The 14,220-nt window shown below is 70.1% G+C and carries 12 protein-coding genes; 10 read left to right on the top strand and 2 right to left on the bottom strand.

What is annotated here, in order from left to right; translation table 11 throughout:
* Positions 1–24: 24 nt before the first annotated feature.
* The gene (aceE, locus tag ACWGE1_RS20810) at positions 25–2,757 is read right to left on the bottom strand and encodes a pyruvate dehydrogenase (acetyl-transferring), homodimeric type (RefSeq protein WP_453421968.1); all 2,733 of its coding nucleotides are present in this window, start codon (positions 2,755–2,757) and stop codon (positions 25–27) included.
* Between the two features lie 469 nt (positions 2,758–3,226).
* Here aceE and ACWGE1_RS20815 point away from each other — a divergent pair, with 469 nt between their 5' ends.
* From ACWGE1_RS20815 to ACWGE1_RS20840, 6 genes are all read left to right on the top strand, one after another.
* On the top strand, positions 3,227–3,652 hold the full coding sequence (locus ACWGE1_RS20815; protein WP_453421969.1) for a DUF3052 domain-containing protein: 426 nt from the start codon (positions 3,227–3,229) through the stop codon (positions 3,650–3,652).
* A 151-nt stretch (positions 3,653–3,803) separates the two neighbouring features.
* A complete protein-coding gene (locus ACWGE1_RS20820) occupies positions 3,804–4,262 on the top strand; it encodes a peroxiredoxin (protein WP_453422000.1) in 459 nt (152 codons plus the stop codon).
* A gap of 166 nt (positions 4,263–4,428) precedes the next feature.
* A complete protein-coding gene (locus ACWGE1_RS20825) occupies positions 4,429–5,004 on the top strand; it encodes a TerD family protein (RefSeq protein ID WP_030009302.1) in 576 nt (191 codons plus the stop codon).
* Positions 5,005–5,240: 236 nt separating this feature from the next.
* Positions 5,241–5,816 (top strand): TerD family protein, encoded by a 576-nt coding sequence (locus tag ACWGE1_RS20830; protein ID WP_453421970.1) that lies wholly within the window; start codon positions 5,241–5,243, stop codon positions 5,814–5,816.
* 34 nt (positions 5,817–5,850) lie between these two features.
* Positions 5,851–6,963, top strand: coding sequence for a DUF475 domain-containing protein (locus tag ACWGE1_RS20835; RefSeq protein ID WP_453422001.1), 1,113 nt, complete (start codon positions 5,851–5,853; stop codon positions 6,961–6,963).
* Positions 6,964–7,085: 122 nt separating this feature from the next.
* Positions 7,086–7,826 (top strand): TerD family protein, encoded by a 741-nt coding sequence (locus tag ACWGE1_RS20840; RefSeq protein WP_453421971.1) that lies wholly within the window; start codon positions 7,086–7,088, stop codon positions 7,824–7,826.
* Between the two features lie 100 nt (positions 7,827–7,926).
* On the opposite strand, the gene ACWGE1_RS20845 is transcribed toward ACWGE1_RS20840, so the two are convergent.
* Complete coding sequence (locus ACWGE1_RS20845) at positions 7,927–8,673, bottom strand: TerD family protein (protein WP_453421972.1); 747 nt, start codon at positions 8,671–8,673, stop codon at positions 7,927–7,929.
* Positions 8,674–8,867: 194 nt separating this feature from the next.
* Between ACWGE1_RS20845 and ACWGE1_RS20850 the strand changes: the two genes are divergently transcribed.
* The 4 genes from ACWGE1_RS20850 (at position 8,868) to ACWGE1_RS20865 (ending at position 14,122) form a co-directional block, all read left to right on the top strand.
* Positions 8,868–10,034: an HpcH/HpaI aldolase/citrate lyase family protein gene (locus tag ACWGE1_RS20850; protein ID WP_453421973.1), complete on the top strand. Its 1,167-nt coding sequence runs from the start codon at positions 8,868–8,870 to the stop codon at positions 10,032–10,034.
* A 76-nt stretch (positions 10,035–10,110) separates the two neighbouring features.
* A complete protein-coding gene (locus ACWGE1_RS20855) occupies positions 10,111–12,639 on the top strand; it encodes a phosphoribosyltransferase (protein WP_453421974.1) in 2,529 nt (842 codons plus the stop codon).
* Positions 12,636–13,466, top strand: coding sequence for an HAD family hydrolase (locus tag ACWGE1_RS20860; RefSeq protein ID WP_453421975.1), 831 nt, complete (start codon positions 12,636–12,638; stop codon positions 13,464–13,466). The genes ACWGE1_RS20855 and ACWGE1_RS20860 overlap by 4 nt, the downstream gene beginning before the upstream one ends.
* Positions 13,463–14,122: an O-methyltransferase gene (locus ACWGE1_RS20865; RefSeq protein ID WP_453421976.1), complete on the top strand. Its 660-nt coding sequence runs from the start codon at positions 13,463–13,465 to the stop codon at positions 14,120–14,122. Before ACWGE1_RS20860 ends, ACWGE1_RS20865 begins: the two co-directional genes overlap by 4 nt.
* Positions 14,123–14,220: the final 98 nt, after the last annotated feature.

The raw sequence follows: 14,220 nt of genomic DNA on the forward strand, positions 1-14,220 counted from the left end.
CGCCCGTACCGTCCGCCGCCCGCGTTACGCGTCGCCGCCCGCCGCGCCCGGGTCCGCCGCCGTCACGTCCAGCAGCTGGTAGCGGTCGATCGCCTGCTTCAGCACCGAGCGGTCGATCTTCCCCGCCCGGGCGAGCTCGGTGAGCGTCGCCAGGACCACCGACTGCGCGTCGATGTGGAAGAAGCGCCGCGCGGCGCCGCGGGTGTCCGCGAAGCCGAAGCCGTCCGCGCCCAGCGAGGTGTACGCGCCGGGCACCCACCGCGAGATCTGGTCCGGAACCGCCCGCATCCAGTCCGAGACCGCCACGAACGGCCCCTCCGCACCCGACAGCTTCCGCGTCACGTACGGGACGCGCTGCTCCTCCTCCGGGTGGAGCAGGTTGTGCTCCTCGACCTCGACCGCCTCGCGGCGCAGCTCGTTCCAGGAGGTCGCCGACCAGACGTCCGCCCGCACGCCCCAGTCGGCGGCCAGGATCCGCTGCGCCTCCAGCGCCCACGGCACCGCCACGCCCGAGGCCATGAGCTGCGCCCCGATGCTGCCCGAGGTGCCCTGCGACACCCGGTGGATGCCGCCCAGGATGCCGTCCACATCGACGTCCGCCGGCTCGGCCGGGTGCTGGATCGGCTCGTTGTAGACGGTCAGGTAGTAGAAGACGTCCTCCGCCTCCGGGCCGTACATCCGCCGCAGACCGTCCTTGACGATGTGCGCGATCTCGTAGCCGTAGGCCGGGTCGTACGCCACACAGCCCGGGTTCGTCGAGGCCAGCAGCTGGGAGTGACCGTCGGCGTGCTGGAGGCCCTCACCCGTGAGGGTGGTCCGCCCGGCGGTCGCACCGAGGACGAAACCGCGCGCGAGCTGGTCGGCCATCTGCCAGAACTGGTCACCCGTGCGCTGGAAGCCGAACATCGAGTAGAAGACGTAGACCGGGATCAGCGGCTCGCCGTGCGTCGCGTACGCCGAACCCGCGGCGATCAGCGAGGCCGTGCAGCCCGCCTCCGAGATGCCGTCGTGCAGCATCTGGCCGGTCGGGGACTCCTTGTACGCGAGCAGCAGGTCGCGGTCGACCGCCTCGTACTGCTGGCCCAGCGGGTTGTAGATCTTGGCGCTCGGGAAGAAGGCGTCCATACCGAAGGTGCGGTACTCGTCGGGCGCGATCAGCACGAAGCGCTTGCCGATCTCCTTGTCCCGCATCAGGTCCTTCAGGATGCGGACGAAGGCCATGGTCGTGGCGATCGACTGCTGCCCGGAGCCCTTCCTGGCGGCCGCGTACGTCTTGTCGTCCGGCAGCTGCAGCGGCTTCGCGCGCACCACACGGGTCGGCACGTACCCGCCCAGCGCGCTGCGCTGGTCGTGCATGTACTGGATCTCAGGGGAGCTCGGGCCCGGGTGGTAGTACGGCGGCGCCCCGCCCTCCAGCTGCGCGTCCGTGATCGGGATGTGCAGGCGGTCGCGGAAGCGCTTGAGGTCGTCGACCGTCAGCTTCTTCATCTGGTGCGTGGCGTTGCGGCCCTCGAAGTTCGGACCGAGCGTCCAGCCCTTGACGGTCTGCGCCAGGATCACCGTCGGCTGGCCCTTGTGCGCCTTGGCCGCCGCGTACGCCGCGTAGACCTTCTTGTGGTCGTGACCGCCGCGGCCCAGGTGCTGGATCTGCTGGTCGGACATGTTCTCGACCATCGCGCGCAGCCGCTGGTCGTCCCCGAAGAAGTGCTCGCGGATGTACGCGCCCGACTCGGTGGCGTACGTCTGGAACTGCCCGTCGGGCGTCGTGTTCATCTTGTTGACCAGGATGCCGTCGCGGTCCTGGGCCAGCAGCGGGTCCCAGGAGCGGTCCCAGATCAGCTTGATGACGTTCCAGCCGGCGCCGCGGAAGATCGACTCCAGCTCCTGGATGATCTTTCCGTTGCCGCGGACCGGGCCGTCGAGGCGCTGGAGGTTGCAGTTGACGACGAAGGTCAGGTTGTCCAGGCCCTCACGGGCGGCGATCGACAGCTGGCCGAGCGACTCCGGCTCGTCCATCTCGCCGTCGCCGAGATACGCCCAAACGTGGGACTTGGAGGTGTCCGCGATCCCGCGCGCCTCCATGTACCGGTTCATCCGCGCCTGGTAGATCGCACCGAGCGGGCCGAGGCCCATCGAGACGGTCGGGAACTCCCAGAAGTCCGGCATCAGCCGCGGGTGCGGGTAGCTCGAAAGGCCGTAGGGGGCCTTCGACTTCTCCTGGCGGAACGAGTCGAGCTGCTGCTCGGTGAGCCGGTCCAGGAGGTAGGCGCGGGCGTAGATGCCGGGGGAGGCGTGGCCCTGGAAGAAGATCTGGTCGCCGCCGTCGCCCTCGTCCTTGCCCCGGAAGAAGTGGTTGAAGCCCACGTCGTAGAGGGAGGCGGAGGAGGCGAACGTGGCGATGTGGCCGCCGACGCCGATCCCGGGACGCTGGGCGCGCGAGACCATCACGGCCGCGTTCCACCGGGTGGCGTTGAGGACCTTGCGCTCGATCTCCTCGTTGCCGGGGAAGAAGGGCTCGTCCCGGGTGGCGATCGTGTTGACGTAGTCCGTGCTGCGCATCTCGGGCACGGCCACGCGCTTCTCGCGGGCCCGCTCGATCAGCCGCAGCATCAGGTAGCGGGCGCGTTCACGGCCCCGCTCGTCGACTGCGGCGTCGAGGGAGTCGAGCCACTCCTGCGTCTCCTCCGGATCGAAGTCCGGGACCTGACTCGGCAGGCCGCCAATGATGATCGGATTGCGATCGGATGCGGAAGCCACGCTGTTCCTTCACTGTCGGGGGAGTCGGGCTGAAGCCGTAACTGGGGGGCGCCGCCTCCCATGCTCTTACGCTGGGCCGAAATCTTCATCTTTACCACCGGGTAATCCCCGGAAAATGCAGGGAACCCGGAGGGAAGGATCGGCGGGGATCCGTTGCAAGTCCGGCCAAACCGCACCTTACGCCCAAGTCGGGCGGCGGCTTCGCGAGACCGTTCGTCCCTCAAACAGGTAGGAAAGGCATCAAGCGCCGACGATGATGCCGAATGAGCTGGAATGGTGTGGGATGAATCACGAGAGGTGCACGCGGGGAGGCTGAAAGTTGCGGCGAGACGGCCGCAATCGTCACCGTTTCGGCGGTCTCGGCCGCCGGGTACTTGCGCGATCCGCCGCGCCCGTGTGGACTACGCCCAATGCTGCGCGTACGCGCGCCGCCGAAAGACATTCACCGAACATGAGCAGGAGGCACCCCGTGAGCGCGACCGCGGACCACGCGGAGAGCCTGGCCGCCCGGCTGGGTTTCCAGTCCGAACAGGTGGTCCAGGAGATCGGCTACGACGACGACGTCGATCAGGAATTCCGTGACGGCGTCGAGAAGCTCGTCAGCGAGCTCGCCGACGAGGACTACGACGAGGGCGCCGACGCGGTGCTGTTGTGGTTCCGCGACGAGGACGGCGATCTGACGGACGCCCTGGTCGATGCGACCGAGCTGGTCGAGGACGGCGCACTGATCCTGCTGCTGACCCCCAAGACGGGCCGTGACGGCTACGTCGAGGCCAGCGACATCAGCGAGGCCGCCGAGACGGCCGGCCTCTCGCTCGCCAAGGGCCTGGCCATCGGCAAGGAGTGGACCTCCACCAAGCTGGTGACGCCGAAGGCCGCCAAGTCCAAGCGCTGAGCCGTCCCCCGCAGCCAAGCGGACGCACACCCCGCCGACCCGGTCACCCGCGGTCGGCGGGGTGTGCGCGTTCGGCGCGCGGGGCGCAGCCTAGGGTGGGTCTCACCCGAACAGCCCCATGCAGGAATGCAGGAACGAAGGGATGCGAAAGATGGCGATCGAGGTCGGCGACAAGGCCCCGGACTTCGAGCTCAAGGACAACCACGGCGCCACGGTGCGGCTCTCCGACTTCCGGGGCGAGAAGGCAGTGGTGCTGCTCTTCTACCCGTTCGCCTTCACCGGCGTCTGCACCGGCGAGCTGTGCGAGCTGCGCGACCAGCTCCCGCGCTTCCAGAACGACGACGTGCAGCTCCTCGCGGTCTCCAACGACTCCGTGCCCACCCTGCGGGTCTTCGGGGAGCAGGAGGGGCTGGAGTACCCGCTGCTCTCGGACTTCTGGCCGCACGGGGAGACCTCCCGCGCGTACGGGGTCTTCGACGAGGACAAGGGATGCGCGGTCCGCGGCACCTTCATCATCGACAAGGAGGGCGTCGTGCGCTGGACTGTCGTCAACGGACTGCCCGACGCGCGTGACCTGAACGAGTACATCAAGGCACTCGACAGTCTCTGAGCGCGCCCGCGCGAGCCGTACACGCATTTCCCCTGCGAAAACCGCTTACGGGCGGGAACCCGTCACTAGGATCGAAACGTTGATCCGGTAGCTCCCCCGGTCACGACCGGGAGGGCCCCCTGCACGACGGGGCACCGCCCCACACACAGAACCCAATGGAGGACCCGTGGGAGTCAGCCTCAGCAAGGGCGGCAACGTCTCGCTGACCAAGGCCGCGCCTAACCTGACGGCGGTCATCGTCGGTCTGGGCTGGGATGCTCGCACCACCACCGGTGTCGACTTCGACCTCGACGCCAGCGCGATCCTGACCAGCGACCAGGGCAAGGTCACCAGCGACGCGAACTTCGTCTTCTTCAACAACCTGAAGAGCCCCGACGGCTCGGTGGAGCACACCGGTGACAACACCACCGGTGAGGGCGAGGGCGACGACGAGGCGATCAAGGTGAACCTGGCCGGCGTCCCGGCCGACGTCGCCAAGATCGTCTTCCCGGTCTCGATCTACGAGGCCGAGAGCCGCCAGCAGAGCTTCGGCCAGGTCCGCAACGCGTACATCCGCGTCGTGAACCAGGCCGACAACACCGAGCTCGCGCGGTACGACCTCTCCGAGGACGCCTCGACCGAGACCGCGATGGTCTTCGGCGAGCTGTACCGCAACGGTGCGGAGTGGAAGTTCCGTGCCATCGGCCAGGGTTACGCATCGGGCCTGCGCGGCATCGCGCAGGACTTCGGCGTCAACGTCTGAGCCTGATCGCAGTTCATCCGTCCGGCGCCGTGCACTGTGTGTACGGCGCCGGACCGGCTTTGGCCGCGGACACCGCACCGCCGCACCACCGCGGAAGGCGCACCGCCGCACCCGTCACACGGCACCACCCGCCACACCGCCGCACCCGCCACACGGCACCACCCGCCACACCGCCGCACCCGCCACACGGCACCACCCGTCACATCGCCACACCGTCGTCCGGGGAGGACCACAACATGGGCGTCACACTCGCCAAGGGGGGCAATGTCTCCCTCTCCAAGGCCGCACCGAACCTCACCAGGGTCCTGATCGGTCTCGGATGGGACGCGCGCTCGACCACGGGAGCCGACTTCGACCTCGACGCCAGCGCGCTGCTGTGCAACAGCGGCCGGGTGCTGGGGGACGAGTACTTCGTCTTCTACAACAACCTGAAGAGCCCCGACGGCTCCGTCGAACACACCGGGGACAACCTCACCGGCGAGGGTGACGGCGACGACGAGTCGATCATCATCGACCTCACCAAGGTGCCGCAGACCGTGGACAAGATCGTCTTCCCGGTCTCCATCCACGATGCGGACGCCCGCCGCCAGAGCTTCGGTCAGGTCAGCAACGCCTTCATCCGCGTGGTGAACCAGGCCGACGGCCAGGAACTGGCCCGCTACGACCTCTCCGAGGACGCCTCCAGCGAGACCGCGATGATCTTCGGTGAGGTCTACCGGTACGGGGGCGAATGGAAGTTCCGTGCGGTGGGGCAGGGGTACGCGTCGGGGCTTCGGGGCATCGCTCTAGACTTCGGGGTCAACGTTTCGTAAAGCCGTACACAGACGCATGGGGTGCCAGGTGCCAGTGGTTCTGAAAACCTTCGGCTGGTCGTTCGCCATCACGGCGCTCGGCCTTGCCTTTGCCGCGTGGCAGTGGGGGTGGGAGGCATTCGGGGTCGTACTGATCCTGTCGATCCTCGAGATCTCACTGTCCTTCGACAACGCGGTCGTCAACGCCGGAATCCTGAAGAAGATGAATGCCTTCTGGCAGAAGATCTTCCTCACCGTCGGCATCCTGATCGCAGTCTTCGGTATGCGGCTGGTCTTCCCGGTGGCGATCGTCGCCATCAGCGCCAAGGTCGGCCCCATCGAGGCCATCGAGCTGGCCCTGGACCACCCCGATCAGTACGAGGCCCTGGTCACCGACGCCCACCCGGCCATCGCCGCCTTCGGCGGAATGTTCCTGCTGATGATCTTCCTCGACTTCATCTTCGAGGAGCGGGACCACAAGTGGCTCGCCTGGCTGGAGCGTCCGCTGGCCAAGCTCGGCAAGGTCGACATGCTCTCGGTCTGCATCGCCCTGATCGCGCTGCTGGTCTCGGCCATGACCTTCGCCGTCAACGCCCACACCAGCACCGGCCACGCGGACAAGTCCGCCACCGTGCTGCTCGCCGGCGTCGCCGGCCTGATCACCTACCTGATCGTCGGCGGCCTGTCCTCGTACTTCGAGGACAAGCTGGAGGAGGAAGAGGAGCGCGAGCACGAGGAGGAGGAGAAGGCCAAGGCCGCGGGCAAGCCCGTCTCCGCCGTCGGCCTCGCCGGCAAGGCCGCGTTCTTCCTCTTCCTCTACCTGGAGGTCCTCGACGCCTCGTTCTCCTTCGACGGGGTCATCGGCGCCTTCGCCATCACCAACCACATCTTCTGGATGGCGCTCGGCCTGGGTATCGGAGCCATGTACGTCCGTTCGCTCACGGTCTACCTGGTCCGCCAGGGCACCCTGGACGACTACGTCTACCTGGAGCACGGCGCGCACTACGCGATCGGCGCGCTCGCCGTCATCCTGCTCGTCACCATCCAGCACGAGATCAGCGAGATCATCACCGGCCTCATCGGCGTGGTGCTGATCGCCGCCTCCTTCTGGTCCTCGGTGCGCCGCAACAAGCGCCTGGAACTGGAGGGTTCCTCCGCCGAGGCATGACCGCGGCGGTAATGCGGAACGCTCCATTGCGGGGCGGTCCACCGGGTTCACGGACCCGTTGGGCCGCCCCGCTTCCGTAGGCTCAGGGTGATCAGGGGATCAGGGGACCAGGGGGGTAGGGGATGGGCTTCTTCGACGGGATCATGGGCAACCGGGCCGTGCAGTTCCAGTCGGGCAGTGCCTCGTCGAACGCGATCGAGCTGACCAAGCGACATTCGACGATTTCGCTCACCAAACAGGGGGCCGTCCACGGGAATCTGCGCGTCAACCTGTCCTGGCGCATGCGCACCTCGGACATCGGCGGCCGCTCCGGCCAGAGCGGCCAGCTCTTCCGGCACCCGTTCAAGCTGTTCAAGCCGGACATGGTGCAGGCGCACACCCAGGGCATGGTCAATGTCGACCTCGACATGGGCTGCCTGTACGAACTGACGGACGGCACCCGTGGCGCCGTGCAGCCGCTGGGGAACCTGCTGGGCGACCTCAACGACCCGCCGTACGTCAAGCTCAGCGGGGACGACCGGTTCGGCTCGGCGTCGGGGGAGACCCTCTACGTCAACCTCGACCACGCCGACGAGATCAAGCGGCTGCTGGTCTTCGTCTACATCTACGACCAGACCCCGGCCTTCGACCGTACGCACGCCATGGTGACCCTCTACCCCGTCACGGGGCCGCGGATCGAGATCCCGCTGGACGAGCGGCACCCGCAGGCCCGCTCCTGCGCGGTCGTCTCGCTGGAGAAGGTCAAGGGCGAGCTCGTCGTGCGGCGCGAGGTGAAGTTCGTGTACGGCTTCCAGGCCGAGCTCGACCGCCTGTACGGCTGGGGGCTCCAGTGGGGGCGGGGCTACAAGAGCGCCAAGAGCTGACCGGGCCCCCGGGACGCGTCGGCGTCCGAGGGGCCCTCGGCGTGGTGCGGGCCGGCCGGGTCGGGTCGGCCGCTGACCCGGCCGGGACCGCCGGGTCGGTTCAGCGGCGGATGAACTGCGGGCCCTGCACCGGCAGCCGGAAGGACGGATCGCCGCCCGGACCCGGCACCGGGGCCGGGGACACCGGCTGCGGGTACCCGTAGGCGGGCTGGATGGGCGGCGGGGCCTGCGTGGGCGGGGCCATCATCGCCGTCTGCTCGGAGGCGGGCCCGGCCGCGGGGGCCGCGTCGGGCTCGCCGGCGTTCTCGTCGACCGAGATCCCGTGGTCGGTCGCCAGGCCCACCAGCCCGTCGGAGTAGCCCTCGCCGAGCGCCCGGAACTTCCACCCCTCACCCCGCCGGTACAGCTCCCCGCAGATCAGCGCCGTCTCGGCGCCGGTCTCGGGCCGTACGTCGAAGTAGGCCAGCGGCTCGGAGCTGCCGGTCGCGGTGGCGTCGTAGAGGAGGATCCGCAGGTCGTGGACCCGCTGGAAGGGGACGTCCTCGGCGGAGGCGACCACCAGGATCCGGTCCACCGTCGGCGTCACCGTGCGCAGGTCCGCCTGGACGGCATCGGTGATCGCGTCACCGATCTGCTTCTTGCCCAGTCGCCAGACGGCCCCCGAGGGGTGCCGGGGCTGGTTGTAGAAGACGAAGTCCTCGTCCGAACGCACCCGGCCGTCCGGGCCGACGAGCAGCGCCGAGGCGTCCACGTCCGGCACCTCGGGGCCGCCGGTCCAGCGCAGCACCGCCCGGACCGCCACGGCGGCCACCGGGATGTTCGAGCCCTTCTGCATCGCGTGCGTCATGCACGTCATCCTGCCCTCCCGGGGTGGACAGGGACAATGCGGCCCCCCGTAGGGCCTTGTCTCGAACGCGAGACCTGGGCATGGTGCAAGAGGGTTACCTGAACTTCATGTGCTTGAGGAACTCTTGACTCACGTTCGTACGTACTATTACCGGCCATGCCAGTTGGGCCGCCGAGGCAGTACGGGGGAAGCACATGCGTCACTTTGGGCACATATCGCCCACCGTCCGTAAGGACCTCTTCCACCAGGAACCGGCGGAATTCACCGGAGCCTCGCCTTCCCGCGTCCTCGCGGCGGCCCTGGGGGCCACCCTCTACAGCCCGGCCACCCGCCCCACGCTCGCCGCTGACATCCGCAAGCAGGCCGCCCGCGGAGTCGTGTCCATGGTCCTCTGCCTGGAGGATTCCATCAGCGACGGCGATGTCGCCGGAGCCGAGGAGAACCTCGTCCGGCACTTCCGCGAGCTCGACACCGACGGCCCGGAGCTCCCGCTGCTCTTCATCCGCGTCCGCACGGCCGAGCAGATACCCGACCTGGTGCGCCGACTGGGCGGCTCCGTGCGGCGGCTGGCCGGATTCGTACTCCCCAAGTTCGACGAGAACCGCGGGATCGCCTTCCTCGAAGCCGTCGCCCAGGCGGAGGCGCTGAGCGGACTGCCCCGCCTGTATGCCATGCCCGTCCTGGAAACCCCGGACCTGCTCCACCTGGAAACCCGCGTGGAGGCCCTCGCCGGCATCTCCCGCACGGTCAACAGCCACCGCGAGCGGGTGCTGGCGCTGCGGCTGGGCGTGACCGACTTCTGCTCGGCCTACGGCCTGCGGCGCACGCCCGACATGACCGCCTACGACGTCCAGATCGTGGCGGGCGTCATCGCGGACGTCGTCAACGTCCTCAGCCGGGCCGACGGCACCGGCTTCACGGTGACCGGGCCCGTCTGGGAGTACTTCCGCAGCCAGCAGCGCCTCTTCAAGCCCCAGCTGCGCCGCAGCCCCTTCCTGGAGGAGGGCGTGGAGGAACTGCGCACCGCCCTCATCGAGCACGACCTGGACGGACTGCTGCGCGAGATCGAGCTGGACCGGGCCAACGGGCTCCTCGGCAAGACCTGCATCCACCCCGCCCACGTCACGCCCGTGCACGCGCTGTCGGTGGTCTCGCACGAGGAGTTCTGCGATGCGCAGGACATCCTGCGGCCCGAGCGCGGCGGTGGCGGCGTGATGCGTTCCGCCTACACGAACAAGATGAACGAGGTGAAGCCCCACCGGGCCTGGGCCGAGCGCACCATGCTGCGCGCCGAGGTCTTCGGTGTGGCGAAGGAGGAGGTCGGCTTCGTCGACCTGCTCACGGCCGGGCTCCAGGTGTGAGCCGGCCCCTGCGGCCCGGGACGCGGACGCAGCGCGGACGCACGCGCGGACCCGGGCACAGGCACGGACAATGACGATGACGAGGAAAGGCAAGACGATCGAAGCGGTGTGGTCGGGTACCTGGGTCGCGGACCGGCTGGGCGTGAGCCTGCAGGACTCCGGTGGGAGTCCGCGGCTCACGGAGCTGCTCGGACTGGCCCTGCGGCGCAACCCCAAGCGGGCGCACCTGCTGGTCTCGCAGGTGCTGGGCAAGCACGTCCCGGCCTCGCCGGCGGTCGTGTACGCGGCGGGCTTCGGGCTCGGTGAGCGCGTACGGGCGCTGCTCGGCGAGGAGGGCGCCGCGGCCGCGGTCGTCCTCGGCTACGCCGAGACCGCCACCGGGCTCGGCCACTGCGTGGCCGACGGCCTGGGCCCGGCCCCCTACCTGCACTCCACCCGCCGCCCGGTGCCCGGCGTGGAGCCGGCCGGCGGCTTCGAGGAGGCGCACTCGCACGCCACCTCGCACCTCCTGCTGCCCGAGGACCCGCGGCTGCTCGCCGGCAGCGGGCCCCTGGTCCTTGTCGACGACGAGTTCTCCACCGGCAACACGGTCCTGAACACCATCCGCGACCTGCACGCCCGCCATCCGCGCTCGCACTACGTGGTCGTCGCGCTCGTCGACATGCGCTCGGCGGCCGACCGCGACCGGCTCACCGCCTTCGCCGCCGAGCTGGGCGCGCGCGTGGACCTGATCGCGCTCGCCTCGGGCACGGTGTCCCTCCCGGACGGCGTCCTGGCCAGGGGCCGGGCGCTGGTGGAGGAGCACGAGGAGCAGGGCGCCGCGGGACCGGACGGGACCGGCAGTACGGTCGCCGCGGGATCGGACCGGCCCGGCAGCACGGCCCCGGCGGACGGCCCGCAGCCGTTCACGCGCGTCGACCTGAACTGGCCGGCCGGGGTCCCCGACGGCGGCCGCCACGGTTTCACCCCGGCCCACCGCACCCGGCTCGAGGCGGCCCTGCCCCGGCTGGCCGGAGAGGTCGCCGCCGCGCTGGGCGACGCGCCCGGACGGGTCCTCGTACTCGGCAACGAGGAGCTGATGTACGCGCCGCTGCGCCTCGCCAAGTCCCTGGAGGAGGCGGGAGCGGCCCGCGAGGTCCGCTTCTCGACCACCACCCGCTCACCCGTGCTCGCCGTGGACGACCCCGGCTACGCCATCCGCACCCGGCTGGTCTTCCCGGCCCACGACGCCCCGGCCGACGGCCCCGGCGACCGCTACGCCTACAACGTCCACAGCACGGACGGCGCCGGCTTCGATGCCGTCGTCGCCGTCGTGGACTCGGCCGGGGACACCCCCGAGCTGCACACGGGACTGCTGGCGGCCCTCGCCCCGCACACCGGCCGCGTCGTCCTGGCCGTGGTCCCGTCCTACGTACCCGACCGGCGGGAGCCGAAGCCGATCATGACCGAGCCCACCGAGCCGACCCTGCGCGAGCCGTTGCGCGGCCCCGCCTTCTCCTCGTACGCCCCCGAAGACGTCGGCTGGCTCCTCCAGGACCTCTCCGAGGTCGAACTGGAGGCACCGACGGAGGAGCGCGAGGAGGCGATCCAGGCGGGCGGCGCGCACTACGCCGAGTCCCTGCCCGTCGAGTACCAGCCGTCCCCCCAGTACCAGGAGCTGTACCGGAGCGCGCTGAACACCTCGGCCGCCCGAATAGCCCGGGCCGTCGGCACGGTCACCGAGACCGTCCTCGCCGAGCGTTCCCCGTCCCCGGTCCTGGTCTCCCTCGCCCGCGCCGGCACCCCCGTCGGCGTACTGATGCGCCGCTGGGCCCAGGCCCGCCACGGCCTCGACCTGCCGCACTACGCTGTCTCCATCGTGCGCGGCCGCGGCATCGACGCCAACGCCCTGCGCTGGCTGGCCGCCCACCACGACCCGGCCGACGTCGTCTTCGTCGACGGCTGGACCGGCAAGGGCGCCATCACCCGCGAGCTCAAGGTCGCCCTGGAAGAGTTCCCGGGCTTCGACCCGGAGATCGTCGTCCTCGCCGACCCCGGCTCCTGCGTGCCCACGTACGGCACCCGCGAGGACTTCCTGATCCCGTCCGCCTGCCTCAATTCCACCGTGTCCGGTCTCATCTCGCGTACGGTTCTGAGGTCCGACCTCGTCGGTCCCGCCGACTTCCACGGCGCGAAGTTCTACCGCGAGCTCGCCGGGGCCGACGTCTCCGTCGCCTTCGTCGACACCGTCGCCGCCCACTTCGACGAGGTGGCCGACGCCGTCGACGAGGAGGTCAAGGAACTCCTCGCGGCCGACCGGACCCCCACCTGGGAGGGCTGGGCGGCCGTCGAGCGGATCAGCGAGGAGTACGGCATCCACGACGTGAACCTCGTCAAGCCCGGCGTCGGCGAGACCACCCGCGTCCTGCTGCGCCGGGTGCCGTGGAAGATCCTGGCGCAGCGCGGCGCCGGGGCCGACCTGGACCACGTACGGCTGCTCGCCGAGCAGCGCGGCGTCCCGGTGGAAGAGGTCGACGGACTGCCCTACACGTGCGTAGGACTCATTCACCCCCGATTCACGCGCGGCGCCACCGGCGCCGACGGAAAGGCTGTGGCCTCGAAGTGACTGTCCTCGTAGCCAGTGATCTCGACCGTACGCTCATCTACTCGACGGCCGCCCTCGGTCTGACCATGCCCGACCCGGTGGCCCCGCGGCTGCTGTGCGTCGAGGTCCACGAGAGCAAGCCGCTGTCCTACATGACGGAGACTGCGGCGGGACTGCTGGCGGAGCTGACGGCCGACCCTTCGGTGGTCTTCGTCCCCACCACCACCCGTACCCGCAAGCAGTACCAGCGCATCCGCTTCCCCGGCCGCCCGGCCCAGTACGCCATCTGCGCCAACGGCGGGCAGCTGCTCGTCGACGGGGTACCGGACCGGGACTGGCGGCGGCAGGTCGCGGCGCGCCTGGCCGAGGAGTGCGCCCCCCTGGAAGAGGTCCACCAGCACCTGCTGGCCGTGGCCGACCCGGCCTGGCTGCGCAAGGCGCGGCTGGCGGAGGACCTCTTCGCCTACCTCGTCGTCGAAAGGGACCTGGTCCCGGACGAATGGCTCAAGACCCTGACGCGATGGGCCGAGGACCGCGGCTGGACGGTCTCCCTCCAGGGCCGGAAGATCTACGCGGTCCCGCGCCCGCTCACCAAGAGCGCGGCGATGCACGAGGTCGCACGCCGTACGGGAGCCTCCACGACCCTCGCGGCCGGCGACTCGCTGCTGGACGCCGACCTGCTGCTGGCGGCGGACGCGGGCTGGCGCCCGGGCCACGGCGAACTGGCCGACGCGGCCTGGACGGCGCCCTCGGTGAAGGCGCTGGCCACGGCGGGCGTCCTGGCGGGCGAGGAAATCGTGCGCGCATTCGCCCGCGAGGCGGCCCGACTCGGCAGACTGGACGCATGACCAAGGGCAACAGCACCAAGATCACGGACGAGCTCTACCGGTACATGCTCGACCACAATCCCCCGCTGGACCCGGTCCAGCGGGGGCTGGTGGCGACGACGTACGCCAAGTTCCCCGACGTGGCCGGGATGCAGTCGGCGGAGGAGCAGGGGCCGCTGCTGGCCTTCCTGGTCCGGCTGACCGGCGCCCGCCACATCGTCGAGGTCGGCACCTTCACCGGCTTCTCGGCCCTGTCGATGGCCCAGGCGCTGCCCGCGGACGGCCGCCTCATCGCCTGCGACGTCTCCGAGGAGTGGACGCAGTACGGCCGGCAGGCCTGGGAGGAGGCGGGCGTCGCGGACCGCATCGAGCTGCGCATCGCACCGGCGCTGGAGACCCTGCGCGCGATGCCGACCGAACCGCACATCGACATGGCCTATGTGGACGCGGACAAGGAGAGCCAGGTCGCCTACTGGGAGGAGCTGGTGCCGAGACTGCGCCCGGGCGGCCTGATCGTCACCGACAACACGCTGTTCCACGGCACGGTCCTCGACGAGTCGGCCACCGGCTCGGCGGCGGGCGTGCGGGCCTTCAACGACCACGTCTCGGCGGACCCGCGCATGGACTCCGTCCTGCTCGCGATCTCGGACGGCCTCACCCTGTCGCGCAAGCGCTAGGAACGGCTCCTCAATCGGATCCGGGCCCGGGGCCACAGCCCCGGGCCCGAACCACAGCCCTGGACCGGGCCGCAGCCGTGGACCCGTTCGCGGTCCCT

The organism is Streptomyces sp. NPDC054932, from assembly GCF_053610205.1.